We start from the raw sequence: 26,706 nt of genomic DNA, 5'->3' as shown, positions 1-26,706 counted from the left end.
GAGTGTAGCACACAAGGCGGTTACGAGCAGAGTGTCGAGATTAAATGAAAGGTTATTTTCTTATTAGCCATTATCTGGAACCGCGTTCAGCCTATATATTAGGTGGCTTATTATTGCGATTGGTATGGTGACAATCGAACCTGAAACTCTTGAAATAGAAAATCTAAAAATAGTTTAATACGTTTTGGTTGATATTTTCGACTGAGATAGACAACATTCAAGTTTGCACTCGATACTGATGTCGAAGAGTCGAAGTTTTTCATATAGCCATTTAATACAGTGGTCAGACGGTGGTTATTAAGATCATCCTGTATATCTAAAATCGATTTAAGTGCAATTCCAGCCCCTTCTAACGCCCAGCGACGTATCACTTCACCATCATCCGAGAAACGTTTAGGTTCGACTCTAATTGAACTTTTTTTATCTGGATCTTGAAAATGCCAAGTTTTTAATTCTTCATCACTTCGTAGCATTGCCAAACAGTCATGGTTCACTAAGTCATGGGGGATCAGTGGGGTTCCATGTTTGCGTAAATATTCAGGAGAGGCACATAGTACTCTTCGACTACTAGATAGCTTTCTGGAAATGAGGTTGCTATCCATCTGTTCGCCATATTGAATTACAATATCCATTCCCGATTCAGCAATATTTAACACATGGTCATTGAGGTACAGGTAGGGAACAACTCCCTGATGTTGTCGGATGAAATCTGATAAAATTGGAAGAATATATTGTTTGCCAATATCCTTTGGTGCGATGATTTTTAAAGCTCCTTTTACTTCTTTTGTGCCACTTTGAATTAGATTTTCGGCCTCAGTTACAATGTCTAAAATTTCAATACAAGTTTTATAGTACAGAGAACCGGAATCGGTTAGTGATAGGTGACGAGTAGTTCGATTGAGTAATTTGACTCCAAATCTTTCTTCAAGAGCCTGAACTCTTGCTGTCATTGCCGCTGGCGATAACCCTAATTCACGTCCCGCGGCAGCCAAGCCTTGATGCTTTACTATGCTGACAAACATCACCATATCTGAAAATTTATCCATCACATCCTCTCCCTCTATTATTCACAATAACTGAATAATGTTTTCATGAACTAGCCAATTATCAAATTAACAAAAATACATATACTCATTTCCATCAAATGAATAACTTTACAGGATAAATTATGAATCAAGAAAAAAGTTCATACGTCATCATCGGTGGAACTTCTGGTATTGGTAAAGCGATCGCCTCACATTTCGATAATAACGACAATATTGTCCATATAGCAAGCCGTCAAACCGGACTGGATATTAGCGATGAAAAATCGATTTATCGCTATTTCCAATCCATTGGTCCTTTTGATCATCTAGTTATCACCGCAGGTTCTTATGCGCCAACTGGTAAATTGATCGATGTAAATATTGAACAGGCAAAGCAAGCGTTTGATACCAAGTTTTGGGGAGCGATTCAAGCGGCGAAACATGCCGCTAGTTACTTAAAGCCAAAGGGAACAATTACATTTACTACCGGTATGCTATCTCGAAAAGTAGTGGCAAATACCTATGTGAAAACCACCATTAATGCGGCATTAGAGTCAATGACGAAGGTGCTTGCTAAGGAACTTGCTCCAATACGTGTTAATGCGGTGAGTCCTGGCTTAACCATGACTGAGGCTTATCAAAATATGAATGAATCTGACCGTTTATCTATGTATCAAAATGCGGGGAGTTCTTTACCAGTAGGAAAGGTTGGTGAACCGAAAGATATTGCAATGGCTTATGTGATGATCATTGAAAATCCTTATATGACAGGTGCCATTGTCGACGTCGATGGTGGTGCTTTGATTCAATAATTTATATTGCATGGAGATATGCATTATGAGCAACGAAAAAATCCCATTTCAAGTATGGATACTCACACTAGCAGCATTTGCGATTGGTACTGCTGAATTTGTTATAGCCGGTATATTGCTACAAATTGCGATATCACTTTCGATAACAGAGGGGCAAGCTGGTTATTTGATTAGTGCCTACGCATTAGCAATCGTCATTGGTGGCCCGATCTTAACCATTTATTTAGCTCGGTTTAACAAGAAAGCGGTATTAGCTGGGCTTATGAGCTTGTTCATTCTGGGTAATATTATGTCCGCCTATGCTCCAAGTTATGATTTATTGCTTGTCAGCCGTGTTATCGCTGGACTGGTTCAAGGTCCCTTTTATGGCATTGGAGCGGTGGTAGCGACACACCTTGTATCTGAAAAAATGGCAGGCAGAGCCGTTGGTCAAATGTTTGCAGGGTTAACTCTTGCTAATGTTCTCGGGGTTCCTGCTGGTACATGGATAAGTTTACAATTCGGTTGGCAGAATACCTTTTTAACCGTAGCAGCATTTGGAGCGGTTGCGATGCTGTTTGTCTTAACATCAATTAAATCAACAGGGCACAGTGAAGCTAAAAATATTAAAACTCAACTGATGGCATTTAAAAACCCAATGTTATTAATGAGTTTAGCGATCACAACTTTAGCATGGGCTGGTTTTATGACCTTTTATGGATACATTGCCCCTATTGCTATCCACATAACCGGTTTTAGTGAAAATGCAGTGACTTGGATCTTAGTGATTGTTGGGGTAGGTCTGATTATTGGAAACATCCTAGGTGGTCGTTCATCAGATAAAAACCTTAACCGTGCCTCTGTATTTTGGGCGGTGATGATGATTGCTTCACTGATTTTTGTTGGCTTGGTTATTGATAATAAAGTGTTGTTTGTGATTGCCGCTTTCGTGTTCGGTATTGCCTCATTTGCGAATGTTCCAGCTATGCAATTACGTGTTATGAAACATGGTGGCGACGGACAAGAATTAGCGGCAACAGCGAATATTTCAGCTTTCAATTTGGCTAATGCTTTTGGTGGTTTCCTAGGTGGAGTGATATTAGATAGCCAAGTTGGAGCAGGTATGATCCCTTATGCAGCGACTCTTGTACCACTGATTGGTTTAGTGATTATTGTGAAAGCGAACCGACAACAAACCAAGCCTTATATTGAACCGACGCCTGCTCATTAAGGAGTTAAAGTACGCTGAATAACATAACAATAGGGCTTGAGGTGAGGAGATATACCTTCTTCTGCTTCATTATGAAATTACACATGATTGGTTAATTGATAAAAGCATCATTTAACCTAAATACCGTTAAGTTTTACTTACCTGTAGAGTGAATATCATTATCTAAAATTTATTATTTAAAAAATTAAATGATTTATCTGAAGTATGCATTCACCAAAATAAATGGATTTAATTTAAGGAGAAAAACCTATGTTAGCACCATCAAAAATGAAAGCGATTGGCTTTACCCAGTCACTCGTTATTACTGAGGAAGACAGTCTATTTGAATTTGAGACCACTCTTCCAGAGCTAAAAGACAACGATTTACTTGTAAAAGTGAATGCGACGTCGATAAATCCTGCAGATGCTAAAATTCGTATTCGTAACGCAAAAGATAAAACGCTTGAGAAGCCTAAAGTACTCGGTTATGACGCGGTAGGAGAGGTGGTTAAAAAAGGTCATAATGTTGAAGGTTTTGAAGTCGGCGATCGTATTTATTACGCTGGTGATGTAACACGTATGGGGGCGAATGCTGAGTTTCAAGTAGTCGATTTTCGTATTGCTTCTCACGCACCAACGAGCCTTTCTGATGAAGCAGCTGCTGTTATGCCGCTTGCCACTCTTACTGCTTGGGAAGCTCTATTTGAACGTTTGCGTGTTCGTCCAGACGAGAAAAAATCTATCCTAATTATTGGTGGCGCTGGTGGTGTTGGTTCAATAGCAATTCAATTAGCGAAGCAATTGACTAACCTCACCGTTATTGCCACTGCTTCTCGACCAGAAACTGAACAGTGGGTAAAAAAAATGGGTGCAGACTACGTGGTTAATCATCGTAGCCTTATAAAGTCGGTACGGGATCAAAGTATTCAACATGTTGATTACATCTTCAATGTCGCGGATACAAAAGGACATTGGGATTCGATGGTAGAGTTGATTGCTCCCCAAGGTATGATTTGTTCGATTGTTGAGTTTGATGGTGGAGTGGATCTGTCTGCATTACAAGGCAAGTCAGCTGGTTTTATTTGGGAGCTGATGTTTACACGCTCACTCTTCAATACTGACGATATCCAAAAGCAGCAAAGCATATTATTTCAAGTAGCGAACTTGATTGATGCTGGTCGTATCCAATCCACATTAACGACAACCTTAAATGGCTTTAATGTAGAAACACTGAAAGATGCACACCAGCGTATTGAAAGCAGCGCATCGATTGGAAAAATTGCTATTAAATACTAATTGCTTGGGATACGCGCACTTATATTGATATGTATATGGTGTGTGACAATAAAAAACCGCCATTGTTGAAGCACGATGGCGGTTTATAGGGTTATTTGTGTGATTAGGTTAACTGAGTATGATGATAAAAGTACCCGCGAGAGTCATCAAGATATTGGCTATCGCATAGGTTCCCGCGTAACCAAGCGCAGGAATGGTCGATTTAGCATAATCGTTAACAATATCCATTGCTGGTGCGCAAGTACGAGCACCAATGATGGCACCAAATAATAATGCTCGGTTCATCTTCAATACATAGGCACCAAATAAATAAGCGACAACAACTGGTAGAACACTAATAATGAAGCTGACACCGACAATTTTTAGACCGACTTGGCTTAAATATTCCAGCATATTAGAACCTGCGCTTAAGCCAATTCCGACCATGAATACCATTAGGCCTAGATCTTTCACCATGTTTAAGGCGCCTTGAGGAACATAGCCAAAGGTTGGGTGGTTCGCTCTTAAATAACCGAGTGTAATACCTGAAATAAGTAGGCCAACTGCATTACCTAGCCCGAAAGTTACTTGGCCAAACGTCATTGTGATAAGACCAAAGACTAAACCAATGATGAAAAAGCTACAGAAGGCAAGTAAGTCTGCAATTTGACTATGGATTGAGATGAAACCAATTCGCTCTGCTAAACCTAGTACGCGACTTTTCTCGCCACTGACTTGTAAAATATCACCTTTCGCAAGTACGATATTTAAGTCCATTGGCATTTCAATCTGAGCTCTAACTACTCGGTTCAAGAAACAGCCGTATTCTGCAATATTAAGATCGGAGAGTTTCTTCCCTGCAATACTGTCACTTTTCACCACGATTTCTTCTTCAGCAATACGTAAGTCGAGTAGGTTACGGTCAAAGACTTCTTTACCATTTCGGAAACTTGGATCTAGCCTTGCATGGCTATCTGGGTAGCCAACAAGTGCAATTTCATCACCTAATTGCAATATTGCATCCCCATCAGGATGGGCCAATATGCCATTACGGCGAATGCGTTCAATATAGCAGCCGGTTTGACGATAGATACCAAGCTCACGTAGGTTTTTACCGCCCGTCCAATCAATCAGTTCTTGGCCAACACGGTAAGCACGGATAATCGGTAAATAAACTTTTCGTTGACCTGCACCACCAAGGCCTCGTTCTTGGGCAATGCGTTGTGCCGAATCACTGAGATTTTCTTTTTGGAGTTTTGGTAGTAGCTTAGCAAACATGATCATACTGGTTAAGCCAACTAAATAAGAGAGGGCATAACCGACAGATAAATTATCTAATACGGTAGAAAGCTGCATGCTTTCGGGGATCGTGCCTAGGCCAGAATTAAGGGCATCTTGAGCGCCAACAAGAATCGGTGTGGAGGTCATGGAACCTGCCATGATACCGGCGGTTAGACCAAAATCTAACCCTAAGATATGACCTAACCCATAAGTCAGTGTGGTCGCAGTGACAATAACAATTAAGCTTAAGAAGAAGTAGTGTTTACCATCACGGAAAAATATGCCGAAAAAGTTAGGGCCTGCTTCAATACCCACACAATAGATGAAGAGCATAAAGCCAATGGTGAGTGCTTCGGCATTAAAAACAAAACCGAGATTACCCATGAAGAGAGCGGTCAGCAGTACGCCAATGGAGTTACCAAGCTGAAAGTTACCGAAGCGGATTTTACCAATAGATAATCCCAGGGCTAATACAACAAATAAAAGCAGGATAGGGTTTTGGTTTAACAGTGAAGCGACGTCTATATTCACAATTTTTCTCAAGTGAAATCAAAGTACAACAAAGGATAGGGTAATTATCCGCAAAGTCACAAATAATATCGTATTTTCAATTGACTAAGTTTATCGAATAACAAGCATCAATTAGTTGCGAAGTGTATCGGATAAATGATGAATTAATAAGAGTAAAAATGAAAAATTTAGATTAATTTTCGTTCTGTTAGATGCGGGTTAATAAAATGATCTTTTTTGTGCTGGAAAAAACAAAAACGACCAGAATACTGGTCGTTGAGGAAATTAGAGTGTGCAATCAAAAGCACTTTATTCGTTGTATAAACCTAGGTTCGCTTTTGCATAGGCTTCAAACTCTGTAAAGCCACCAACATGGTCTTGGTCTACAAAAATTTGAGGAACAGTTTCAACGGGTTTACCGACGGTTTTTTCTAAATCTGCTTTGCTGATACCTTCTGCATGGATATCAACATAGCGATAATTGAAGTCATCACGCTCTTCTTTCAATTTTTCCGCAAGCTCTTTTGCTCGAACACAAAACGGGCAAGCAGGACGACCAAAAATTACTACAAACATGGTTTATCTCCTTCCATTCGTTATGTTGTTCACTATGCCTCAAGATAATCTGTTTTTAAAGTTGAGATTAATAGTTAAAAGTAATTAAGTATGTTTGATGGGCCTAAAACGGGCTCGTTTTATCGTAACGAGAACCTTTTAGTACATCTTTTACTCGTTTTAAGTTTTCTCGAAAGCCTGAACCACGGCGTAAAGTAAAACCGGTCGCAAGAACATCAATAACAACCATTTGCACGACACGACTGGCCATAGGCATATAAACATCGGTATCTTCTGGTACATCAAGGGAGATAGCAAGATCACTGGCTTGCTCTAGTGGTGAGTCTTTCGCGGTAATAGCAATCACAGTTGCGCCATTTTCTCTGGCAAGATGAGCAATTTCTACTTGGCTTTTAGTACGGCCAGTGTGAGAAATGAGAACCACGACATCATTTTCTGTTGAGTTAATACAACTCATTTTTTGCATCACAATATCGTCGAAATTCATGATAGGGATATTGAAGCGAATGAATTTATTCTGCGCATCTTTTGCAACGGCTGATGAAGCCCCTAAACCAAAAAAGGAGATTCTTTTTGCCTGAGTAAGTAAATCTACTGCGCGATTGATTTGAAAAGGGTCAATACTGTTTTTTGCCACATCAAGACAAGCCATCGTGGATTCGAAAATCTTATGGGTGTAGGCATCCGGCCCGTCAGACTCTTCAACATTTCGATTTACGTAAGGTGTTCCATTAGCCAAGCTTTGTGCTAAATGAAGTTTAAAATCTGGGAAGCCTTTCGTATCTAAACGGCGGCAAAAACGGTTAACCGTTGGTTCGCTTACATCGGCAATTTTAGCTAAGGTGGCGATACTAGAATGAATTGCCGTTTGTGGGGCTTCGATGATGACTTCTGCGACTTTTCGTTCTGATTTACTGAAAATATCGAGGTTTTTTTGGATTTTTTCTAATGTATTCATACTGCTCTCGAAAATGCTAAGACTCAAAGCCTGATTTGATTACGTGTGTATAAAGAGGGCAATCACTGCACTAATACATACTCGAGTCCTTGAGTACATTTAGAGTATAACCATGCTGGCAGTGTATTCGAGTATTTGAAAGGCATTTTTATGATGAGAACATGACAAAGTTCAAATTTAATTACAGTTTTGTAAGTAAATACCTCTGTTTTCACACTAATACGAATTAAGTCCGTTATTTTTTTTCTAATCAAAGAAATAAATTTACAGAAATTTCTCCCCAGGCGACTCATGACAGTGGGGAGAGAAAACATGGCAACTGTTATCGCTGTAAAATGGCTTTAGTCAGAGACTCAATTTTAGGCAGTACTAGTTGGCTGGTCTGGGCAATCTGACGTTGTTCTTCGATAACCGAATGCAGAATATCATGGCTCGTCAGTGGATTGGCCAGTACGACTCGGAAGACGTTAGTTTCCATACGATCCCACTGAACAGGGGTTAAGCGAGTTCGTGATACAAAAGAAAGCCCATTTTCCCGTTGTTTTTTCTGCACAAACTGAGTGAGCTCGTTTAACCATTGATGAAGTTGTTGGCGCTCTTCGAATGTAGCTACCTTCAAGGCTTGTTTTGTTTTTTCTGGTACGTACCGATAAGTGAGTAGGCAAAGTTCAGGTTCAGAAATGAGTTCAAAGTCGGCCTGTCGTTTAATTAAGTCGGCAAAGTAACGCGCTTTGTTGATGCTTTGATCGATCAATAATTCATAGCCCGGGCGGCTGATAATATGCATGCTTGAATACACTAGCATTGCCATACCTGAGCGAGAACCTTCCAAAGTGTGTGAGCCGAGATCTTTTGACCCTTTTCGTAATATATATTCTGCGTGGTGTTCAACCGCTTTCATCGCCGTAGGATCTTTAAATAACACCATGCCTGCGCCCATTGGGATATAAAGTTGTTTATGCGCATCAATTGTGACTGAATCAGCACGTTCGATACCTTTCAACAATGAGCGATAATTATTCGACATGAGTGTGGCGCCGCCCCAAGCAGCGTCAACATGGAAGTGGCAACCTTCACGCTGTGCGATATCAGCGATGATATCTAATGGGTCAATGTTGCCGGTTTCGGTAGTACCCGCCACGCCAATAATGGCGAAGGGCTTAATATTTTTAGATTTTAATTGTTTGATGGTGTCTTCAAGGGCATTAGGGCAAATACGATTATTTTCATCTGTTTTAACTGGCACTAAGTTTGACCGCCCAATGCCGAGTACATCGGCCGCTTTTTTTAGAGAATAGTGGCCTCGTTCTGACACGAGAATAGCCATGCCTTGATAGCCATAATGCATCATCGCATTGAACAAGCCTTCTTTTTCGACCCCTTGAAAATTACCGTCGGCTTTCAATGCGTTGTTTCGTGCTACCCATAATGCCGTAATGTTGGCAATCGTACCGCCAGAGCAAAATGCACCAAGTGAATGTTCAGCACTGTGCATCCATTGTTGGTAAAAGGTTTCAGATTGCCCATAGATCAAGCGATGTAGCATACCGAGAACCTGACGCTCTAATGGCGTAAATGCTTTAGAGGTTTCAATTTTGACCAAGTTCTGATTAAGGGCAATCATGATCTTAGATAACGGCATTAAAAAGTAAGGTAATGCGGAGGTCATATGGCCGATAAAACTTGGTGCAGAGGTATGTACCGAGTGCGACACTAGCGTATCCAGAAGGTGTTGTGTGTGTTCGGAAACAAACGTTGGCGATTCTGGAATGGCAGCATTAGAAAAGTCTTTTTCAATTTCTGATAAGGGTTTTTCTTCCGCGACAATATGTTCTCGTAAAAATTCGTTTAGATTTTGAGATAGCTTTTGTTCAATGTTGCCCAATGTTGAATCGGGCGCTTCTGGTACGGTAAATATGCGTAACAAGCTTTCAAAATTGACATCTACAATTTTGTCGTTAAATCCCATAACAGCTTTTCTTCCATAGCGTCTATAACGGTTCATTTGAGCGAAATAATTTATATGAATTAATCAATAAAGTCTCGCTCAAATGGAGGTAGGTTAGGTGAGTTGTGTCGTTATTTACTGGCATTTCATTGCGTTAGTTTTTGCGACCGATTGATTATATTTATCTAAGGCTGGTTTGATATTACTTGGATGGCTTAGTAGATCAGCAAAAGCAGAGCGAAGTTCATAGTTTTTATCATTTGGCGGCGATTGACGATCATCAAACGTCGTTTTGGCTATTTTGCCTAGCTCATCATCACGTTGTGATAAAGTTTTAACATCCGCTTGAGATAATTTCAGCCAAGATTCGACTTGTTCATCAATTGCGACTTTTTCAGGAGAAGAGGTTAAGTAATAATCGACGGCGGCACGATTTAATTCAAAATGGTGAGTTCTACCTTGTAAAAACCAATCGCCGACTTCTTTTAAGTCTGGGTTAGATTTTGTCGTGATAGTAACCAGATCTTGATACCAGGTTAAAGAGGCATCAATGTAAGCATCGTATTTATTCGTTAAGCATTGAAGATCATTTGCTGTAGCAAACGCAGAACTGCTTAAAGATAATAATAAAAGGGCGATAGCAGGTTTTTTCATTTTCATTTCCTAGAGTAAGGCATTGATACCAATCTTAGTTATCACGAGCATTGGTATTACACTGTTTTAATTATAGCGTTGGCTTGCTTTTCAGTCAGTGCCTTCTGTCACTATTCGTAACTTTATCGCGCCCCTTGATTCAGCATCGCGATGGTACCTAGGTGGCGATATTAAATAGGCAATTAAGCTCCTAGAGAGATAAAAAATAGCATCAAAATGGGGACTAATAAACTGAGTATAAAGCCGCTCACAATCGCTATTGGAACACATTTTACCCCTCCAGTGCTTTGAATGACGGGTAATGTGAAATCCATTGCTGTCGCACCAGCATAACCAATCGTGGTACAAGGGTAGCGACGGATAAACATTGGAATTGTGATTAACGCAACGAGTTCTCGCAACAATTCCAACATAAAAGAAGCTCCGCCATAAACAGGGCCGTAAGCATCGCCCATCAAAATACCGGCTAAAGAATACCAACCAAATCCGGAGGCCATTGCCAGCCCATTGGTGAGCGGGATATCTAAGATATAAGCGGAGATCACCCCACCGAGCCATGAGGTGACAACGATGATACAAGCGATGATCATTCCGCGCTTATTTAAAATAATTTGTTTAAGTGTTAATCCACTATTTCTTAATTGAATGCCAATGAAGAAGAGTAAAAGCAATAAAATACCTTCACTGGTTTGGCTGATATAAGGCACTTTAAACGGAAGAATTAAGCCTAATAATAAACCTGCACCGACGACTAAAATTAATTTCGCTGATTCTAATGCCATCATATAGATCGGTAAAGGTGCGGCTTTTGAGTAGGCTTCAATTGGCATCCACCGGTCAATGAAGGGTAAAGCGGCAAGGTTACAAGTTCCTATAGCCACGAAAAAAGTGAATGTGAAAAGCGCGATCGTTTGTAAGTTACTGCCAAGGTTATCTAAAGCAGAGAGGCTTAACCCCATAAAAAAGAGAATGACATAGATGAGGTATGAAACGGATTTATTGATCCTATGGTGCAAAGACTCATTTTTGATGGCGATGAAATAACCCACCACTAACGGCAAGAAAATCATAAATACGCCTGAATACATAAACACCTCGAATAAAATGGGGGAAAATCGAAAGCAAGTTGCGGCCTATACTAATGATTTTGAGAGTGAAAATCATCTACTTAAGAGATGTTGCACTTTATTTTTCCTGTGAAATTAAGTTTTCTGCTTATTCTGTAATCCGCATGGTTATTATGGTGATATATATTTTTTGAATTTAACATTACATTTTCATGACATGAAGAAAAATGGAATGCGAGTAATGTCTCATTTTTTATCGGGTTTTCACAGCTAGGTGTGAGCTGTGCACTTACTTAATTTTTATCATGAAGTATGATTTATATTAGAGCGTGTTCATAAAAACAGGATTGATGGCGTCGATGTTTTTAAGCCTGCTCGCAAAAAAATATGGAAGTTATAATAATATGTCATTTAATGACGCTTGTGTCTTGATCGGGGGATTAAACATAAGTACGGAGGTTACACAATGGGCAGTAATATGGAGCGTTCATTTTTTGAATATGTAGCTAAATTTGGCTCGTTTCAAAAACGTTCAATGTTTGGAGGTATTGGGTTATTCAGCGAGGATGCAATGTACGCGTTGCTTTCTAATGGCACTATTTTTATTCGTGGTGGTGGTAGTCTTGATACAACCTTAGGAGAAAAGGGTTGTAAAAGATATAAGCACGTAAAAAAACAAACCGTTGCAACCGTTAATTACTTTGATATCACAAAGCTTTATACAGAAGGTGATAGCTCGCTTGATAACATTATTCAATTATCGATTGAGTACTCAAAGCAAGAAAGGGCATTTCAAAAGTCAGCGGATAGTCGCAGACTACGTGACTTACCTAATATGCAATTAACGCTTGAGAGAATGGTAAAAAAGTCAGGCGTGCCAGATGTCGATACATTTTTGCAAATGGGACCAGAAGATGTCTTTATGAAAGTAAAAGAAACCTATGGTGGAGATGTCGATATACGACTGTTATGGAAATTTGCCGGTGCAGTAGACGGTTGTCATTGGAAACTTATTCAAGAGCCTAGAAAGCAACAACTTTTATCCAGTGTGCACCACTAAATCCTCTATTATTACCTTAATAGAAGCGTGTAAATAGTCGAAAGCCTCGCAATTTGTGCGAGGCTTTTTAATTTGATACTTACTCTATATGCCGTTAGCTACGAAAGTATTCGACGATTGTCGTTATCTGTAGTTCACTTTTAATTAGTAATTAAAGCGAGCGGTGACCATCACTTGATCGCCATAAATATAATTTAGCTTACCTTCTAACCCAATAGAAAAGAGTTCAGTTGCATGGAAGCGACCTGAGATAGAACCGTAAACGTCATCGGTATCAGCATGGTTGTTGATCTTGTAGTAACCCACTTGACCGCCAATTTCAAATTGTGGTCCAAGCCATTGTCTTACACCTAGGTTGACTTCCATACCTGGATCATTATCGAACTTGTGTCGGTCATCAACCAATTTAAATAACATTTCACCAGTAATATCAGCCCAGTTATTGACTGGGGCGTGAAATCCTAAACCTGCAGAAAGGTCATAATCACTATCAAACTCTGAATCTATAGATGCAATGGCGTGTGCATTAGGGTGAATTGACTTGCTGATTTCAGAACCAAAAGTCATTGGACTAAAGCCAATTCGAGCGTCGATGTAATCGTAATTAAAGTTGCTCATGTTTGCAGAGCTAGTATCGCTTGCGGCAAAAGTAGTACCAGACACCAGTAGTAGCCCAGAAAGAATCAGTGACTTGCGCATGAAAGAAAACCCTTTTCTTATTCAATCGTGAAAGTAGCAAATTAATGTGTATACAAGTAGTAACTGCCCCAGACTTGATAGTGAAAGCATCGCTATCTCGAAATAGGAGAAAGCTTATATTCTTTAAGCTAGGCAGTAACCGCATGTTACTTAGGTTTGTTTTGCTGTATGGCACCGATTTTGTCAGAAGCAGCGACAGATGTAAATTGACAAAGAGAGAGTTAATGTAAAATTCAGGCAAATATAATGGCCTTAAGTATTAATGGAGATTATTAATCATAAAATAATAAGCTGTGAATGCTATCTAGCTTGTTTTTGAATGACATAGAAAATGAATTTGCGATAGACTGTCTTTTATTTGCCAAGGATTAAAATGAATAATGTAAAGAAGTTCGCTGCCATTGGTGGTGCGGTTTTATTGGCGGCGTGTTGGCCGTTAGCTGTTGGGCAATTTGCACAAACAACGATTCAAGAGACGGTAAGCAAATTAGATAAAAAAGAAGTCAGTGTTGAGCTTGTGAGTTATGAGCGAGGCTACTTAAGTTCAACGGCTCAAACGAAAGTTACGGTGGTCGACCCAGCATTAAAGCAACAACTAGAACTGGATGGCTTACCAACAGAGTTTTCACTTAATCATTATATTAGTCATGGTTTAGTGAGTATTTCTACAGACACGAAAGCGGATGATTACGCTGCGTTACCAGTCGATATCCATTCTGTTACTTACCTTACTGGTTCCACTTCACTTGATGTAACCAGTAAAAAGATGGCCTTTAATTTTGCGAATGATGCGAGCTCTCAACTTGAGTTTTCTCCAGCGAAACTGAATGCGGATATTAATCGTGATGGCCAAGTGAAATTTGACTATACACTCGACGGTTTTAATGGTCACTTTAGTAATGGCGAATCATTAATTGTTGACTCCATCAGTGGTTCAGGTGATGGGCAGAAAAAAGATGGTTTTTGGTTAGGTAGTCAAAAAATGTCTCTAGGTGGCACCAATCTGATTGATGCTCAAGGTGAAAGCATTGTTGATGTTCATCAGTTTGAGTATGAATTTAGTACTGAAGAAAATGCATCGGCAACCACTTTTACTAGCCATCATAAAGTGTCGGTTGATAGTGTGGATTTGGCGAATGATACTTTAACTGATTTAGGTGTTGAGGCGTCATTTAGCAATCTGGATATGCAGGCTTTTTCTCAATTCTTAAGTGTGTACCAAGATAAAGGCCAAGCTTTAAATAATGAAGACATCAAAACACTGATGGGCTCGGTGGATACATTATTTGAGAAAGGCTTTAGTATTTCTCTTAATGAAATGAAAGCGTCGATTGGTGAAGGTAAGTTTAATAGTGATTGGGTATTAAATTTCCCTAAAGGTGATAACAAGATCACTAAGAATCCGATGAAAATCATTTCGTCGATTGACGGTGGTGCAAATGCCTTTATTTCAAATGAAATGGTGACCAAATTTCCATTTATTCAATCGGGCCTAGATGATTTAATTCAGCAAGGCATCATGGAAAAACAAGCGGATGGTTATCATATTAATGGTGACATTAAAGGCGGTAATATTGAGTTTAAAGGTGGTAAAACTCTTCCACTATTTGTTGTACTTGCGCCGCTGTTTTTGTAAGTGACATCGCGAGATTTGCACCTGTTTTTTATCGATGAAATAGGTGTTTCGGAATTAAAGGGGCCAATATGGCCTCTTTTTTTATGTTTGAAGAAAAATGGCTTTTCTCAATTCGGTAAAAAATGGTATTACTGTAGGTAATTTCTTCACCTTATTTATTCGTCATTTACGCAGGAGCAAAATTCATCATGGAACCTATCTATAACTTCAGTGCTGGCCCAGCAAGCCTTCCTAAAGCCGTTATGCAACAAGCTCAAAAAGAGTTTTTAGATTGGAATGGTTTAGGCACATCCGTTATGGAAATCAGTCATCGTAGTAAACCTTTTTTGAAAGTTGCTGCGGATGCAGAACAAGATCTGCGTGATTTACTTTCTATTCCTGATAACTATAAAGTCCTTTTCTGCCAAGGTGGTGCACGCGCTCAGTTTGCCGCTATTCCAATGAACTTACTGGGAGAGGCGACAACGGCAGATTACATCGATGGTGGGTATTGGGCTGCAAGTGCGGTTGATGAAGCTCAAAAGTATTGTCAGCCAAATGTGATCAAGGCGATGACCGAAATTGACGGTAAAACTGCGATTATTCCAGCCTCAGATTGGCCAATTTCAGAGCAAGCCGCTTATGTCCATTTTTGTCCGAATGAAACCATTGATGGGATTGAAATTAATGATTTGCCAAATACGGATAAGCCAATTGTTGCCGATATGTCTTCGACGATTTTATCGCGTGAAATTGATGTGTCTAAATATGGCGTAATCTATGCGGGTGCTCAAAAGAACATTGGCCCCGCTGGTTTGTGCATTGTGATTGTACGTGATGATTTGTTGGATCTTGCATGTAATGAATTACCAAGCATTCTTAATTACAAAGTACTGTTTGAAAAAGAATCGATGTTTAATACGCCACCGACGTATGCTTGGTATTTATCTGGGCTAGTGTTTAAGTGGTTGAAAGCTAACGGCGGTGTTGCGGCGATGGAAAAAGTGAACCGCGAGAAGGCTGCGTTATTGTATCAGTGCATTGATGAGTCTGATTTTTATCGTAACAATGTCCATGCCAATAACCGTTCGTTAATGAACGTGCCATTTCAATTGGCGAAACCTGAGCTAGATGGATTATTCCTTGAGCAAGCAGAAGCGCGTGGATTACAAGCATTGAAAGGGCATAGAGCGGTAGGTGGTATGCGAGCGTCTATTTACAACGCAATGCCATTAGAAGGTGTGCAAGCTTTGGTTGATTTCATGAAGGAATTTGAAGCTGAAAATAAATAGCGCTAGATTGATTTACCAATAATATACCCAAGTAACTTGCCCTCCGGGAGCTTCATTCAAACCTCCTCTTTTTTATAAGAGGAAGGCCGCGTCAGATTGGTTTGAAAGGTGCCTACATACCTTCGCCAATCTTCCTTGCCTAAAGGTTTGGATGATAGCTCTGAATTCTGCATCTTGAAGTCACTTGGGTATAAAACCGCCAAGTTGTATTCAGCTTGGCGGTTTTGTTTGTATGGTTATGTTGCTCGTCTATTTATAGACGTTGGTGTAAACGATGATACAAGCCATTTTGTGCCAGTAGTTCACTATGGTTGCCTTGTTCTACAATCTCGCCTTGTTCCATCAGACAAATCATATCCATTTTTTCTAAACCAACTAAGCGATGGGTAACAAATACCACGGTTTTATCGATGGTATGTTTGCTTAATAGTTGCATGATTTGGTTTTCAGTTTGTTTGTCTAAGCCTTCGGTTGGCTCATCTAACAGCATAATTGGAGCGTCGTGTAGTACTGCACGTGCGATACCAATACGACGTTTTTCACCACCGGATAACTGACGACCACCATCACCTAGCCAAGCATCTAAACCCATGTTCTCATTAAGGTGAGCAAGACCTACCTCTGCTAAAATTTGCTTCATTTCTTCATCAGAAGCATCAGGTTTCGCCAGTTGTAAGTTGTCTTTCAATGTACCGTTAAGGATATCAACACGTTGACTGACGACTGAAATGCTTTGTCGTAAGCCTTTTTCTGTCCATTGATCGATAGAACTGCCACCAAGTCGTAATTCACCAGAAGTGACATCAAACTGTCGAGTGAGTAATTGCAATAGGGTGGATTTCCCTGAGCCCGTTTGGCCAACAATGGCCAGTTTCTGACCCGCGTTTAAATTTAGCGACACTGATTTAAGTGCGTCGTGATCACTGCCATGGTAACGATAATTCACATTACTTAGTTGAATATCATAATTTTGGCTGGTCTCTGTACCAGATTCCGTAAATACAACATCGGGTGTCGCTGACAGCACTTCATTCAGTCTGCGCGCGGATTCTAAGGTTTGCCCTAAGTATTGGAAGGCGCCTGCAATTGGCATTAACAGTTCAAAACTGGCCATGGTTGCAAAGGCCATCATCGCGACCATAGGGCCCGGAGGTTGACCATTTATACCGTCAGCTGCCATCCAAATGATAAGCACTAGGCTCCAACCATTTGCCAATAGAAGTAGGGCGCTTGCCAAACCCGTGTAGTGAGCGTTTTTAAATTGATTTTGAATCAGTGAGTCTTGATGCGTACTGATGGCTTCACGGTATTTAGGTTCTGCACCAAATAGCACTAACTCACTGTGGCCTTGTACCCAATCTAGGGTCGCAATACGTAGTTTCGCTTTATTTTGGGTTAGCGTTTCACCATTGTGCTTGCCTAGTTTGTAGAAAATGATCGGCCACAACAATAATAAGGTCAGTAGAATCGCCCCAAGTGTTAAACCTATGGCTAAATCAAACCAAGCAATGAAAATGGTTAAGGAAGCAATACCAAAAACACCGACAATAATTGGGCTCACTAAACGCAAATACACGTGATCCATCGCATCGACATCCGCCACAAGACGGTTGAGTAGATCCGCATCACGCAGTTTTGATAAACGCCCAGGGATCAGCGGTGTTAATTTTTTAAAGAAGAAGATGCGTAGGTCGGCTAATAATTTGAATGTTGCATCATGGCTGACTACACGCTCTCCCCAACGTCCTGCGGTTCTCGCCATAGCAAAACCACGAACACCACCACCAGGGAGCATGTAGTTGAAGGTTTCACGTGCGATGGTTAAACCGGCTACCGCGGCAGCAGAAAGAAACCAACCCGAAAGTGTTAATAAGCCTATTGAGGTGACGAGTGTTGCAAAAGCGAGGAACATCCCCAGTGATAGGCTAAACCAATGCTTTTTATACAGTTTGAGATAAGGTGCTAACTCACGCATCTAAATTCCCCTTATTCTCGTTGTCGATTTCAACTTTTGAAGACAACATTTGAGCAAATAAACCTGAATCTTTAATGGCATCATATTGCCCTGATTGAACAATTTGGCCGGCATTCATCACTAAGATATTTTCAACTTGCTTTAAGTGATCTAATTGGTGAGTCACCATCAATGTGGTTTTGCCAATGGTATTATCCGCTAATGCTTTCGCGACTAACTTTTCACTGTGTGCATCTAAACTGGCAGTGGGTTCATCTAAAAGCCAGAACTGACCATTTTGCAGCATGGCACGAGCGAGTGCTAAACGCTGGGCTTGTCCAACAGAAAGGCCACCTGAACGATCGCTAATGTGATAATCCAAACCATGGCTTTGTACAAACTCATCAGCAAAGGCATCTTGTAATGCTTTGGTGACTTCTTCTTGAGAAATGTTTTGTTGTCCAAGGACTACGTTGTCATAAATGCTGCCGTTGACCAGTAGTGGGTTTTGACCAACCCAACTGATATTGCTGCGCCATTGTTTTAAGTCGAGTTCCTTCACTTCAATGCCATTGATCTGCAAAGAACCGGAATAGGGTAAAAAGCCTAGAATCGCATTGATTAAACTGGTTTTACCTGCGCCACTTGGGCCAACTAACGCTGTAGTTTGATTGGCATCTAAAGTGAAAGAAATAGGACCAACCAGTTTGGTTTTCTCTGGGCTATACACTTCTAAATCATGGGCGGTAATCACAATGGTTTCTGGGGTCGTTAAAGGTGTCGTACCTGATTTTGCCGCTTCAACATCCGCTTCTAAAAATTCAACAATACTTTCCGCCGCGCCGAGAGCTTGAGCTTTGGCATGGTAAAACGTACCTAAGTCTCGTAACGGTTGGTAAAACTCTGGCTCTAATACGAGAACGAATAACCCGGTAAATAAGGTAATACCTGCGCCGTAGTAGCCAAAGTTAAGCTCGCCAATGTAGCTAAAGCCAAAATACACCGCAGTAATCGCAATAGAAATCGAAGTAAAGAATTCAAGAACTGCCGAAGATAAAAAGGCAATGCGTAAAACATCCATTGTGCTTTTACGCAGTACTTCTGAAGCGCCGCGTAATAATTCAGTTTCCGCTTCTGCGCGATGGAATAAACGAATGGTTGTCATCGATTGCAAGCGATCATAAAAATGACCAGATAAGCGTTGTAATGCTTTAAAGTTCTTTTTATTGGCATCGGCTGCTTTCATGCCCACTAATGCCATGAACAATGGCACCAATGGGGCAGTGATAAGGAAAATCAAACCTGCCGCCCAGTTGGTTGGAAATACCACCACTAAGATCAAAAACGGGATGAATACGGCAAGTGACATTTGCGGCAAGTAGCGAGAGAAGAAGTCTTGCATCTCTTCAACTTGCTCAAGCAGTAATGCTGCCCAAGTACCCGCAGGCTTGCCTTTAATGTAGGCAGGACCTAGATCGCGCAGCTTATCTAAAATTTGCTGACGAATATAAAGCCGTACTGCTTCGCCACAGCGATAGCCTGCTATCTCACGACCCCACGTACATAATGCACGACCTGCGATCATGACGGCTAAACCAATGAAGGAACTGACGAGTTGATGTTTATCGACATGCTCTATGATGATGTTATGCAGAATAGAGGCTAAGAATGCGGCTTGACCGAGTAGAAACAAGGTAGAAAGTACACCTAATCCTATCGTTATTAATAACCATTTTTTTGCAAGTTTACCTTGCTGCTTAAGCCATTTAGTTAAATGACGTCTTTCTTGTTTATCCATGTAAGACTCATTCCCATCAGGGGGTGAAAAAGGGCAGGATTGCATCCAAAAAACAGGCCATCACCATAAGTATTAGAGATTCGAGAGTAATACCGAATAGGCATGGCGGTAATATGACAAAATTAGTCCGTGTTAGTTCAGCCTTAAAATGAGGCTGACGTATTCTATCAGCGATTGTTTAGCTTGTACTGAATAAGTGCTTATGACGAAAAGAAAAGAGGGCATCATACCCTCTTTGTTGACATTATTTTGCAGTATTGAGTGCATCAAGATAACGCTCAGCATCTAATGCAGCCATGCAACCTGTACCCGCAGAAGTGATTGCTTGGCGATAATTATGATCCATAACATCGCCTGCTGCGAATATACCTTCAATGCTCGTTTGAGTTGCATTGCCTTCTAAACCTGATTTCACGATGATATAACCATCTTTCATTTCAAGTTGGCCTTGGAAAATATCGGTGTTCGGCTGATGGCCAATCGCGATGAAAGCGCCCATTACATCAATGGTTTCAACGTGATCAGATTGAGTATCTTTAATTCTTACGCCAGTGACCCCCATTTCATCACCAACCACCTCTTCTAATGTACGGTCAGTATGAAGAATGATATTACCGTTTTCGACTTTATCCATTAAACGGTTAATCAGAATTTTTTCTGCGCGGAAGCTATCGCGACGGTGAATTAAGTGTACTTCTGAAGCAATGTTTGACAAGTAAAGCGCTTCTTCTACTGCGGTGTTACCGCCGCCGACGACCGCGACTTTTTGATTGCGATAGAAGAAACCATCACAAGTAGCACAAGCAGAAACACCGCGACCTTTGAAGGCTTCTTCAGACTCTAAACCTAAGTATTTCGCAGACGCGCCAGTTGAAACGATTAACGCGTCACATGTGTATTCGCTTGAATCGCCTTTTAGACGGAAAGGGCGTTGGCTGAAGTCAACTTCATTGACATGATCAAAAACAATCTCGGTTTCAAAACGCTCGGCATGTTCTTTCATGCGCTCCATTAAACCCGGGCCCGTTAAGCCTTCTGGATCACCTGGCCAGTTTTCAACTTCAGTTGTGGTGGTTAACTGACCACCTTGTTGCATCCCAGTTACAAGAACCGGTTTTAAATTGGCGCGAGCAGCATAAACTGCAGCGGTATAGCCAGCAGGACCTGAACCAAGGATGAGTAAATTACAATGCTTTACGTTGCTCATGAAGACTCCAATTTGAATGCGATACAAGGTCAATATATTGTGTCTGAATTGTATGGAAAATGTCGCATTAAAGAAAGCAATAGATGTACTTTCCATTGAGGAAATTGTGGATGCTATTTCCGATGACGTTTATTTTTCGTCATTTGGCAGTATTAAATGCTGCACTGTGGTACTTAACTGTCTGTTATCAACTATTGATGCAGAGTTTAGTTTTATATTTAACTGCTCAATTTGATTTGGCCAGTTTAATGACCAACACTTATAACTGATAAGACATAGTTATATTGAGAGGTTGGTATGAGTGATGTAGTCATAGATAGGCCACAAAATGAGCTTCAACTCGTTCAATTAGGTGGTGACGCTTTAGCCCCTATTTTAGATAGCTTTTCAACACTTCCCCATACGAATCATGCCGATGGGCAATATCGTTTACGCCGTTATTCTGTGATCTATTTTATTGATGGTGAAGTAAAACCTAGCGATAAACATGATTTTGTTCAAACCAGTGATATTAACCATTTTCAAGGTGATATTGTACGACATTTCGAACCAATGGAGTTGAATGTATTAAATAGCTCATCGTTGAAATCGATGTGTTGGCACTTCATCCAAGCAAACCATTTACCGAATGGTCAAGAAATAGAAATTCATCAAATGAGGGTGGCTACGCTTATGGATGAAACGCCTGTTGCACCAGAAGGGGTTCATCAGGATGGGTTTGATCATATCGCGATTATTGGCATCGCGCGGCACAATGTCGTGGGGGGTGAAATTATGCTTTATAATCATGATCATGAAGCGCCATTTTTCCGTAAAGTACTCGATGATGGTGAAATGGCTATGCTAGATGATCATCGACTTTGGCATAACGCCCAACCGATTCGAGCGATAGACCCAAAGCAAGAGGGCTATATGGATGTGATGGTGCTAACCGCTAAGGAGGGGCGTGATGCCAAAAATTAAACGTTTCGATGTTGATGCTTTACGGCAAGACTTCCCTGCATTGCAGCAACAACATCAAGGCAAGCCAGTGATTTTCTTTGATGGCCCTGGTGGCTCTCAAGTGGCTTACCGCACTATACAAGCGATGCAAGATTATTTAGGGCGTTACAATTCAAACCTTGGTGGCGCCTTTTTTTCTAGCCATCTGACGACCGATTTAATGAATAAAGCTCGATATTATGCGGCTAATTTATTAAATGCAGAGCTTCCAGAAAATATTGTGTTTGGCGCCAATATGAGCAGTTTGACTTTCTCATTCAGCCGGACGCTTGCAAAAGACTGGCAAGCGGGTGATGAGATTATCGTCACTCGGCTAGATCATTATGCCAATGTTTCTTCTTGGCAACAGGCGGCTAAAGATAAAGGCTGCCTAGTACATCAAATTGATGTAAACCCAAATACTTGTGATCTCGATTATTCGCAACTAGAGGCCTTGATTAGTGAAAAAACACGCTTGATTGCGCTGACGTATGCTTCGAATACAACAGGCACCATTGTTGATGTCAAACGGGTGGTTGATAAGGCTTATGAGGTAGGGGCGCAAGTGTTTGTTGATGCGGTTCATTACGCACCTCATCATTTAATCGATGTACAGTCGTTACGCTGTGACTTTTTGGTGTGTTCTGCGTATAAGTTTTTCGGTCCACATATCGGTATGATGTATGTTCATCCACAGTGGTTACATAGGTTAGAGCCATATAAAGTGGAGCCAGCGACGAATATTGGTCCGGGCCGTTATGAAACCGGAACTCAGAATTTTGAAGCATTATCAGGCATGGTCGCTTGTATTGAGCATCTCGCGGCACTAGGTGATCCTGAAGCCTCATTAAGGCTGCGCTTAAAACAAAGTTTTGAGTATTATTCTGACTATGAACAGCAGTTATCTCTGCAATTTTTACAACAATTAACCCAATTCCCCGAAGTCACTTGTTACGGGCATACCAATTTAAATGCTATTGCGAAAAGAACGCCGACTTTCGCTTTAAAAATGAAAGGCATTGATTCCGGTGAATTAGCTAAGTATCTCGCTGAGCAAAATATTTGTGTTTGGAGTGGGCATTTTTATGCGGTTGGATTATTAGAGCAGCTGCAATGTGAGGAGCATGGCGGCTTTTTGAGAGTTGGGTTAATGCATTACAACACTCAACAAGAAATAGAAACTTTCTTCAAAGCTTTGAGATTAGGTATTGAAGCTTTGAGTCCATGATTCAATCCTATAAATCTGATTTTTTTAACCATTACAACTTTGAAATAATACATATGACCAAGCAAGATCTTGCCAAGTATCTGGCAATTTTTTGCCTGGTCATTTCATTTTTAAATTTATAATACATTGAATTACATGTATTTTTTATTTGGCATAGAAGTTGCTTGGTAGGGTGAGTGTGAAGGATGACCTTCATCATTTAACTCAATCTCATAAGGACAATACAATGCCAACTCCATGTTATTTATCTATCAAAGGCGCGACTCAAGGCAACATCACTGCAGGCGCATGTACTGCGGATTCTATCGGTGACTCTTATGTTGAAGGCCATGAAGACCAAATGCTGGTTCAACATGTTGACCACACCGTCACCATTCCAACTGACCCACAATCTGGCCAACCTTCGGGCCAACGTGTTCATAAGCCGTTCAAATTCACAGTCGCGTTAAACAAAGCAGTACCATTGATGTACAACGCACTGACTTCTGGTGAAAAACTGGATGAAGTTGAACTGAAATGGTACCGCACTTCAATTGAAGGTAAGCAAGAGAACTTCTTCACTACGAAATTAGAAGGCGCGACCATCATTGATATCCAATGTGAAATGCCACATTGCCAAGACCCATCAATGAAAGACTTCACACAAAACATCACGGTAGCGATGTCTTACCGCAAAATCACTTGGGACCACAACAATGCAGGTACCTCAGGTGGTGACGATTGGCGTAAGCCTATCGAAGCCTAATCGCTTTGATGATTCACGCTATTACTCAGGAAATGAGGGGCTCACCTCATTTCCTGTTTTTGGATGTTTTCTGATGTTGTTAACACACTAACCATCAGATTTTCTGGTTTTTGTTGAATTGAGAAATGACGCTCAACACGATAAAAAGCAGAACAGTACAGTCGCTTAATTCTGATTTGTAACGGTTTTTCTTCTTTCCTTCGTGGTGGAATACAATATGGCAAGGTTGCAGTTTTCAATACAGGTAGATGGGTTCAGTGAGGATTCACTGGCGGTCGTTCATTACCAAGGGCAAGATAACTTTTCATCGGTGCAACAAGCCGATGGCTCGTGGTGTCACGGTTTTCGTTATCAGATTGCCCTTGCCAGCCGCCGCCCCGATATTACCGCATTGGATGTGGTGGATAAAAACACCGAACTTGTCATGCATCGAGATGGCGAAGTAGTGCAACGCATCAATGGCATTGTGCGCGCTTTTTCGATTGGTGAAACCGGCCATCACCACACTTTTTACCAGCTTACCCTAGTGCCTGAAATCGAACGTTTATCACTGCGTCATAACAGCCGTATTTTCCAATCCATTTCGACGCCCGACATCATTGCCACCTTATTCAAAGAAATGGACATTCAAAATTTCGCTTTTGCCTTAACGCGCACACCTAAACTGCGTGAGTTTTGCATGCAGTACCGTGAGACCGATTTAGCCTTCATCAACCGTTTAGCAGCCGAAGAAGGCATGGTCTATCACATTGAGCAATCAAAAGGCAAACACACGGTATTGTTTACCGATGATAGCCAATTGATTAGCTCACTCGATGCCCCAATTCCTTACAACGCAATGGCGAGCGGCATTAGCTCGACGCCGTACATCAACACTTTCACCAAAACCACTCAGTTTGAAGTCAGTGAAGCGCACAGCGGTGACTACAGCTTTAAAAAACCTCAGTACACTTTTGCCCAGCAAGCGGTGGGCAGTGATATGGATTATCAACGTGATACGTATCAGCACTTTGATTTCCCGGGGCGTTTTAAAGATGACGCAACAGGTAAAGCGTTCAATCAACTACGTTTAGATAGTTTGCGTCGCGAAGCTCACACCGCTAAAGGCACCAGCAATGAGCCACAGCTGCAAACGGGCGCGAAGTTTGATATGCAAGACCACAGCGACGATAGCTTTAATCAATCATGGCTGATTATTGCCAGTCACCATCAAGGTGACCAACCGCAAGCGCTTGAAGAATCCGCCGGCAGTAAACCTACAACTTACGCCAACCAGTTTGAAGCGATTCCAGCGGATAAAACCTGGCGCCTGCCGCAGATGACCAAACCACAAGTCGACGGCCCGATGACCGCTTATGTAGTCGGCCCTGAAGGAGAAGAAATCTTCTGTGATGAATATGGCCGTGTCAGGCTGCATTTTCCATGGGATAGATATTCCAATGGCGATGAACACAGCTCTTGCTGGGTACAAGTCTCCCAAGGTTGGGCGGGCAGCCAATATGGCATGATAGCCATTCCGCGCATTGGTCATGAAGTGATTGTCTCATTTTTAAATGGTGACCCAGACCAACCCATCGTCACCGGACGTGCCTTCAACGCGCAAAATATACCGCCATACACCTTGCCAGATAACAAAACCAAAACGGTGTGGCGCAGTGAAACTCATCAAGGTGAAGGTTTTAATGAAATCAGCTTTGAAGACCAGGCGGATCGCGAGCAAGTATATCTACACGCACAAAAAGATTTTAAAGCGGAAGTGCAAAATGATGCGATTACCGACATCAACCACGACCAACATTTAACGGTTGAAAATGACCAATTCACTCAAATTAAAAACAACCACAACGTAACCATTGAAGGCGAGAGTCGAACTAAAGTATCAAAAAACCAAACGGTTATAGTTGATGGCGATTTACAAATAAAATCCGACTCAACCATTATTAAAGATGCTGCCAATGAAGTGCATTTGAAAGCAGGGCAAAAAATAGTGTTAGAAGCCGCGGGTGAGTTAACCATTAAAGCCGGTGGTAGTTTTGTCAAAGTCGACGCCGCAGGGGTTCATCTAGTTGGAGCTGGCATCAATATTAACTCTGGTGGCAGTGTAGGCAGTGGCTCTGGGTTTGGCGGGTCGATGCCAGTGTTACCGTTAGGGCTTGAATCACTGCCTGCGCCGACAAATCCGTTACCAATGCAGATTTCTGCGACAAAAATGCAGACCTTAGCGATCGCGAATGTTGCTTTAGCGAAACAATGTCAGAAGCAAGCAGATGGATCTTGTACTCGAGCGGATTGTGCTTGTGATAAAGGGGCATCGAATGAATAACTTTTGGATAGTGGTGGATACCGTACGGATTCCTGATGCGTTAAAGCAACTTAAAACAATTACGGTACTTGATACAGTTTTGCCGCTGTATGCAGGCTCTGATTTTGATTACTTAATCGATCAAAGCCCGTTGTTGATTAATCTTGGTTTAAATGATTCGGTATTGGATAAATGGTCGACTCTGCCTTTGTTTGATACCAGTTCTGTTATCTTCGCTTTAGAGCAAAATATGGATGGCTATGTATTGCTTAATCATTTGCAAAATCTGTTGTCAGTTAAAATCGACCAAACTGCATTTTTGTTCCGCTTTTATGTGAACAGTATTTGGGAACAAGTGGCGAATGAGCTTAATGAGCAAGACATTCATACGATTTTAGGGCCAGCGAGAGCTTTGTATTGGGCTGATAGTGCATTAAAAATTCAATCTTTTAGCCAACAATATATAAAGCCATCGCTTCTTGATACGCCTTATCATCTTACTTCGTCAATCTTCAAACAGTGGGTATAAA

Annotated in this window: 22 protein-coding genes; 11 read left to right on the top strand and 11 right to left on the bottom strand. The window is 41.1% G+C overall.

What is annotated here, in order from left to right; genetic code table 11:
* Positions 1-110: 110 nt before the first annotated feature.
* Entirely contained in the window at positions 111-1,046 is a 936-nt protein-coding gene (locus tag VRUMOI_RS07300) for a LysR family transcriptional regulator (RefSeq protein ID WP_089139794.1), read from the bottom strand.
* 122 nt (positions 1,047-1,168) lie between these two features.
* Between VRUMOI_RS07300 and VRUMOI_RS07295 the strand changes: the two genes are divergently transcribed.
* The 3 genes from VRUMOI_RS07295 (at position 1,169) to VRUMOI_RS07285 (ending at position 4,322) form a co-directional block, all read left to right on the top strand.
* On the top strand, positions 1,169-1,837 hold the full coding sequence (locus tag VRUMOI_RS07295; RefSeq protein WP_089139795.1) for an SDR family oxidoreductase: 669 nt from the start codon (positions 1,169-1,171) through the stop codon (positions 1,835-1,837).
* Positions 1,838-1,862: 25 nt separating this feature from the next.
* A complete protein-coding gene (locus tag VRUMOI_RS07290) occupies positions 1,863-3,047 on the top strand; it encodes an MFS transporter (protein WP_089139796.1) in 1,185 nt (394 codons plus the stop codon).
* A gap of 249 nt (positions 3,048-3,296) precedes the next feature.
* Positions 3,297-4,322, top strand: a complete 1,026-nt coding sequence (locus VRUMOI_RS07285; protein ID WP_089139797.1) for a zinc-binding alcohol dehydrogenase family protein — start codon at positions 3,297-3,299, stop codon at positions 4,320-4,322.
* Positions 4,323-4,430: 108 nt separating this feature from the next.
* Here VRUMOI_RS07285 and VRUMOI_RS07280 read toward each other — a convergent pair whose 3' ends face one another.
* From VRUMOI_RS07280 to VRUMOI_RS07255, 6 genes are all read right to left on the bottom strand, one after another.
* On the bottom strand, positions 4,431-6,113 hold the full coding sequence (locus VRUMOI_RS07280) for an aspartate:alanine antiporter (RefSeq protein WP_089139798.1): 1,683 nt from the start codon (positions 6,111-6,113) through the stop codon (positions 4,431-4,433).
* A gap of 288 nt (positions 6,114-6,401) precedes the next feature.
* On the bottom strand, positions 6,402-6,668 hold the full coding sequence (locus VRUMOI_RS07275) for a GrxA family glutaredoxin (RefSeq protein ID WP_089139799.1): 267 nt from the start codon (positions 6,666-6,668) through the stop codon (positions 6,402-6,404).
* A 103-nt stretch (positions 6,669-6,771) separates the two neighbouring features.
* Positions 6,772-7,626, bottom strand: coding sequence for a MurR/RpiR family transcriptional regulator (locus tag VRUMOI_RS07270; RefSeq protein ID WP_089139800.1), 855 nt, complete (start codon positions 7,624-7,626; stop codon positions 6,772-6,774).
* A 322-nt stretch (positions 7,627-7,948) separates the two neighbouring features.
* Positions 7,949-9,595, bottom strand: a complete 1,647-nt coding sequence (gene panP / locus VRUMOI_RS07265) for a pyridoxal-dependent aspartate 1-decarboxylase PanP (protein WP_089139801.1) — start codon at positions 9,593-9,595, stop codon at positions 7,949-7,951.
* Between the two features lie 114 nt (positions 9,596-9,709).
* On the bottom strand, positions 9,710-10,228 hold the full coding sequence (locus VRUMOI_RS07260) for a hypothetical protein (protein WP_089139802.1): 519 nt from the start codon (positions 10,226-10,228) through the stop codon (positions 9,710-9,712).
* 182 nt (positions 10,229-10,410) lie between these two features.
* Positions 10,411-11,316, bottom strand: a complete 906-nt coding sequence (locus tag VRUMOI_RS07255) for a lysine exporter LysO family protein (RefSeq protein ID WP_089139803.1) — start codon at positions 11,314-11,316, stop codon at positions 10,411-10,413.
* 445 nt (positions 11,317-11,761) lie between these two features.
* On the opposite strand from VRUMOI_RS07255, the gene VRUMOI_RS07250 reads away from it, so the two are divergent.
* Entirely contained in the window at positions 11,762-12,355 is a 594-nt protein-coding gene (locus tag VRUMOI_RS07250) for a TfoX/Sxy family DNA transformation protein (RefSeq protein WP_089139804.1), read from the top strand.
* A 144-nt stretch (positions 12,356-12,499) separates the two neighbouring features.
* Here the strand turns inward: VRUMOI_RS07250 and VRUMOI_RS07245 are convergent, their stop codons facing one another.
* The gene (locus tag VRUMOI_RS07245) at positions 12,500-13,054 is read right to left on the bottom strand and encodes a hypothetical protein (RefSeq protein WP_089139805.1); all 555 of its coding nucleotides are present in this window, start codon (positions 13,052-13,054) and stop codon (positions 12,500-12,502) included.
* A gap of 373 nt (positions 13,055-13,427) precedes the next feature.
* On the opposite strand from VRUMOI_RS07245, the gene VRUMOI_RS07240 reads away from it, so the two are divergent.
* Positions 13,428-14,690: a DUF945 family protein gene (locus VRUMOI_RS07240; protein WP_089139806.1), complete on the top strand. Its 1,263-nt coding sequence runs from the start codon at positions 13,428-13,430 to the stop codon at positions 14,688-14,690.
* A gap of 188 nt (positions 14,691-14,878) precedes the next feature.
* Positions 14,879-15,961 carry a 3-phosphoserine/phosphohydroxythreonine transaminase gene (gene serC, locus VRUMOI_RS07235; RefSeq protein ID WP_089139807.1) on the top strand — a complete coding sequence of 361 codons (1,083 nt, stop codon included), beginning with the start codon at positions 14,879-14,881 and terminating at the stop codon, positions 15,959-15,961.
* 253 nt (positions 15,962-16,214) lie between these two features.
* Here serC and cydC read toward each other — a convergent pair whose 3' ends face one another.
* The 3 genes from cydC to trxB form a co-directional block, all read right to left on the bottom strand.
* Positions 16,215-17,936 carry a heme ABC transporter ATP-binding protein/permease CydC gene (cydC, locus tag VRUMOI_RS07230; protein WP_089139808.1) on the bottom strand — a complete coding sequence of 574 codons (1,722 nt, stop codon included), beginning with the start codon at positions 17,934-17,936 and terminating at the stop codon, positions 16,215-16,217.
* Positions 17,929-19,713, bottom strand: coding sequence for a heme ABC transporter permease/ATP-binding protein CydD (gene cydD, locus VRUMOI_RS07225; protein ID WP_089139809.1), 1,785 nt, complete (start codon positions 19,711-19,713; stop codon positions 17,929-17,931). Before cydD ends, cydC begins: the two co-directional genes overlap by 8 nt.
* 244 nt (positions 19,714-19,957) lie before the next feature.
* Complete coding sequence (gene trxB, locus VRUMOI_RS07220) at positions 19,958-20,920, bottom strand: thioredoxin-disulfide reductase (protein WP_089139810.1); 963 nt, start codon at positions 20,918-20,920, stop codon at positions 19,958-19,960.
* Positions 20,921-21,217: 297 nt separating this feature from the next.
* Here trxB and VRUMOI_RS07215 point away from each other — a divergent pair, with 297 nt between their 5' ends.
* The 5 genes from VRUMOI_RS07215 to VRUMOI_RS07195 all read left to right on the top strand — a co-directional run bounded on the left by VRUMOI_RS07215 (position 21,218) and on the right by VRUMOI_RS07195 (position 26,705).
* Entirely contained in the window at positions 21,218-21,883 is a 666-nt protein-coding gene (locus VRUMOI_RS07215) for a 2OG-Fe dioxygenase family protein (protein ID WP_089139811.1), read from the top strand.
* The gene (locus tag VRUMOI_RS07210; protein ID WP_089139812.1) at positions 21,870-23,129 is read left to right on the top strand and encodes a cysteine desulfurase-like protein; all 1,260 of its coding nucleotides are present in this window, start codon (positions 21,870-21,872) and stop codon (positions 23,127-23,129) included. The genes VRUMOI_RS07215 and VRUMOI_RS07210 overlap by 14 nt, the downstream gene beginning before the upstream one ends.
* A gap of 226 nt (positions 23,130-23,355) precedes the next feature.
* A complete protein-coding gene (locus VRUMOI_RS07205) occupies positions 23,356-23,874 on the top strand; it encodes an Hcp family type VI secretion system effector (protein ID WP_089139813.1) in 519 nt (172 codons plus the stop codon).
* A 217-nt stretch (positions 23,875-24,091) separates the two neighbouring features.
* A complete protein-coding gene (locus VRUMOI_RS07200) occupies positions 24,092-26,197 on the top strand; it encodes a type VI secretion system Vgr family protein (RefSeq protein ID WP_089139814.1) in 2,106 nt (701 codons plus the stop codon).
* Positions 26,190-26,705, top strand: coding sequence for a DUF4123 domain-containing protein (locus tag VRUMOI_RS07195; RefSeq protein ID WP_089139815.1), 516 nt, complete (start codon positions 26,190-26,192; stop codon positions 26,703-26,705). The genes VRUMOI_RS07200 and VRUMOI_RS07195 overlap by 8 nt, the downstream gene beginning before the upstream one ends.
* The last annotated feature ends 1 nt before the right edge of the window (position 26,706 follow it).

Source organism: Vibrio rumoiensis (genome assembly GCF_002218045.2).
Lineage (GTDB): Bacteria > Pseudomonadota > Gammaproteobacteria > Enterobacterales > Vibrionaceae > Vibrio > Vibrio rumoiensis.
The sequence above is the reverse complement of the archived record's forward strand: the minus strand, read 5'-3'. Positions and strand labels throughout refer to the sequence as shown.

Coding starts and splice junctions, on each gene's coding strand:
- VRUMOI_RS07300 (WP_089139794.1), bottom strand. CDS start 1,046: ATGGATAAATTTTCAGATATGGTGATGTTTGTCAGCATAGTAAAGCAT.
- VRUMOI_RS07295 (WP_089139795.1), top strand. CDS start 1,169: ATGAATCAAGAAAAAAGTTCATACGTCATCATCGGTGGAACTTCTGGT.
- VRUMOI_RS07290 (WP_089139796.1), top strand. CDS start 1,863: ATGAGCAACGAAAAAATCCCATTTCAAGTATGGATACTCACACTAGCA.
- VRUMOI_RS07285 (WP_089139797.1), top strand. CDS start 3,297: ATGTTAGCACCATCAAAAATGAAAGCGATTGGCTTTACCCAGTCACTC.
- VRUMOI_RS07275 (WP_089139799.1), bottom strand. CDS start 6,668: ATGTTTGTAGTAATTTTTGGTCGTCCTGCTTGCCCGTTTTGTGTTCGA.
- VRUMOI_RS07270 (WP_089139800.1), bottom strand. CDS start 7,626: ATGAATACATTAGAAAAAATCCAAAAAAACCTCGATATTTTCAGTAAA.
- panP (WP_089139801.1), bottom strand. CDS start 9,595: ATGGGATTTAACGACAAAATTGTAGATGTCAATTTTGAAAGCTTGTTA.
- VRUMOI_RS07260 (WP_089139802.1), bottom strand. CDS start 10,228: ATGAAAAAACCTGCTATCGCCCTTTTATTATTATCTTTAAGCAGTTCT.
- VRUMOI_RS07255 (WP_089139803.1), bottom strand. CDS start 11,316: ATGTATTCAGGCGTATTTATGATTTTCTTGCCGTTAGTGGTGGGTTAT.
- VRUMOI_RS07250 (WP_089139804.1), top strand. CDS start 11,762: ATGGGCAGTAATATGGAGCGTTCATTTTTTGAATATGTAGCTAAATTT.
- VRUMOI_RS07245 (WP_089139805.1), bottom strand. CDS start 13,054: ATGCGCAAGTCACTGATTCTTTCTGGGCTACTACTGGTGTCTGGTACT.
- VRUMOI_RS07240 (WP_089139806.1), top strand. CDS start 13,428: ATGAATAATGTAAAGAAGTTCGCTGCCATTGGTGGTGCGGTTTTATTG.
- serC (WP_089139807.1), top strand. CDS start 14,879: ATGGAACCTATCTATAACTTCAGTGCTGGCCCAGCAAGCCTTCCTAAA.
- cydC (WP_089139808.1), bottom strand. CDS start 17,936: ATGCGTGAGTTAGCACCTTATCTCAAACTGTATAAAAAGCATTGGTTT.
- cydD (WP_089139809.1), bottom strand. CDS start 19,713: ATGGATAAACAAGAAAGACGTCATTTAACTAAATGGCTTAAGCAGCAA.
- trxB (WP_089139810.1), bottom strand. CDS start 20,920: ATGAGCAACGTAAAGCATTGTAATTTACTCATCCTTGGTTCAGGTCCT.
- VRUMOI_RS07215 (WP_089139811.1), top strand. CDS start 21,218: ATGAGTGATGTAGTCATAGATAGGCCACAAAATGAGCTTCAACTCGTT.
- VRUMOI_RS07210 (WP_089139812.1), top strand. CDS start 21,870: ATGCCAAAAATTAAACGTTTCGATGTTGATGCTTTACGGCAAGACTTC.
- VRUMOI_RS07205 (WP_089139813.1), top strand. CDS start 23,356: ATGCCAACTCCATGTTATTTATCTATCAAAGGCGCGACTCAAGGCAAC.
- VRUMOI_RS07200 (WP_089139814.1), top strand. CDS start 24,092: ATGGCAAGGTTGCAGTTTTCAATACAGGTAGATGGGTTCAGTGAGGAT.
- VRUMOI_RS07195 (WP_089139815.1), top strand. CDS start 26,190: ATGAATAACTTTTGGATAGTGGTGGATACCGTACGGATTCCTGATGCG.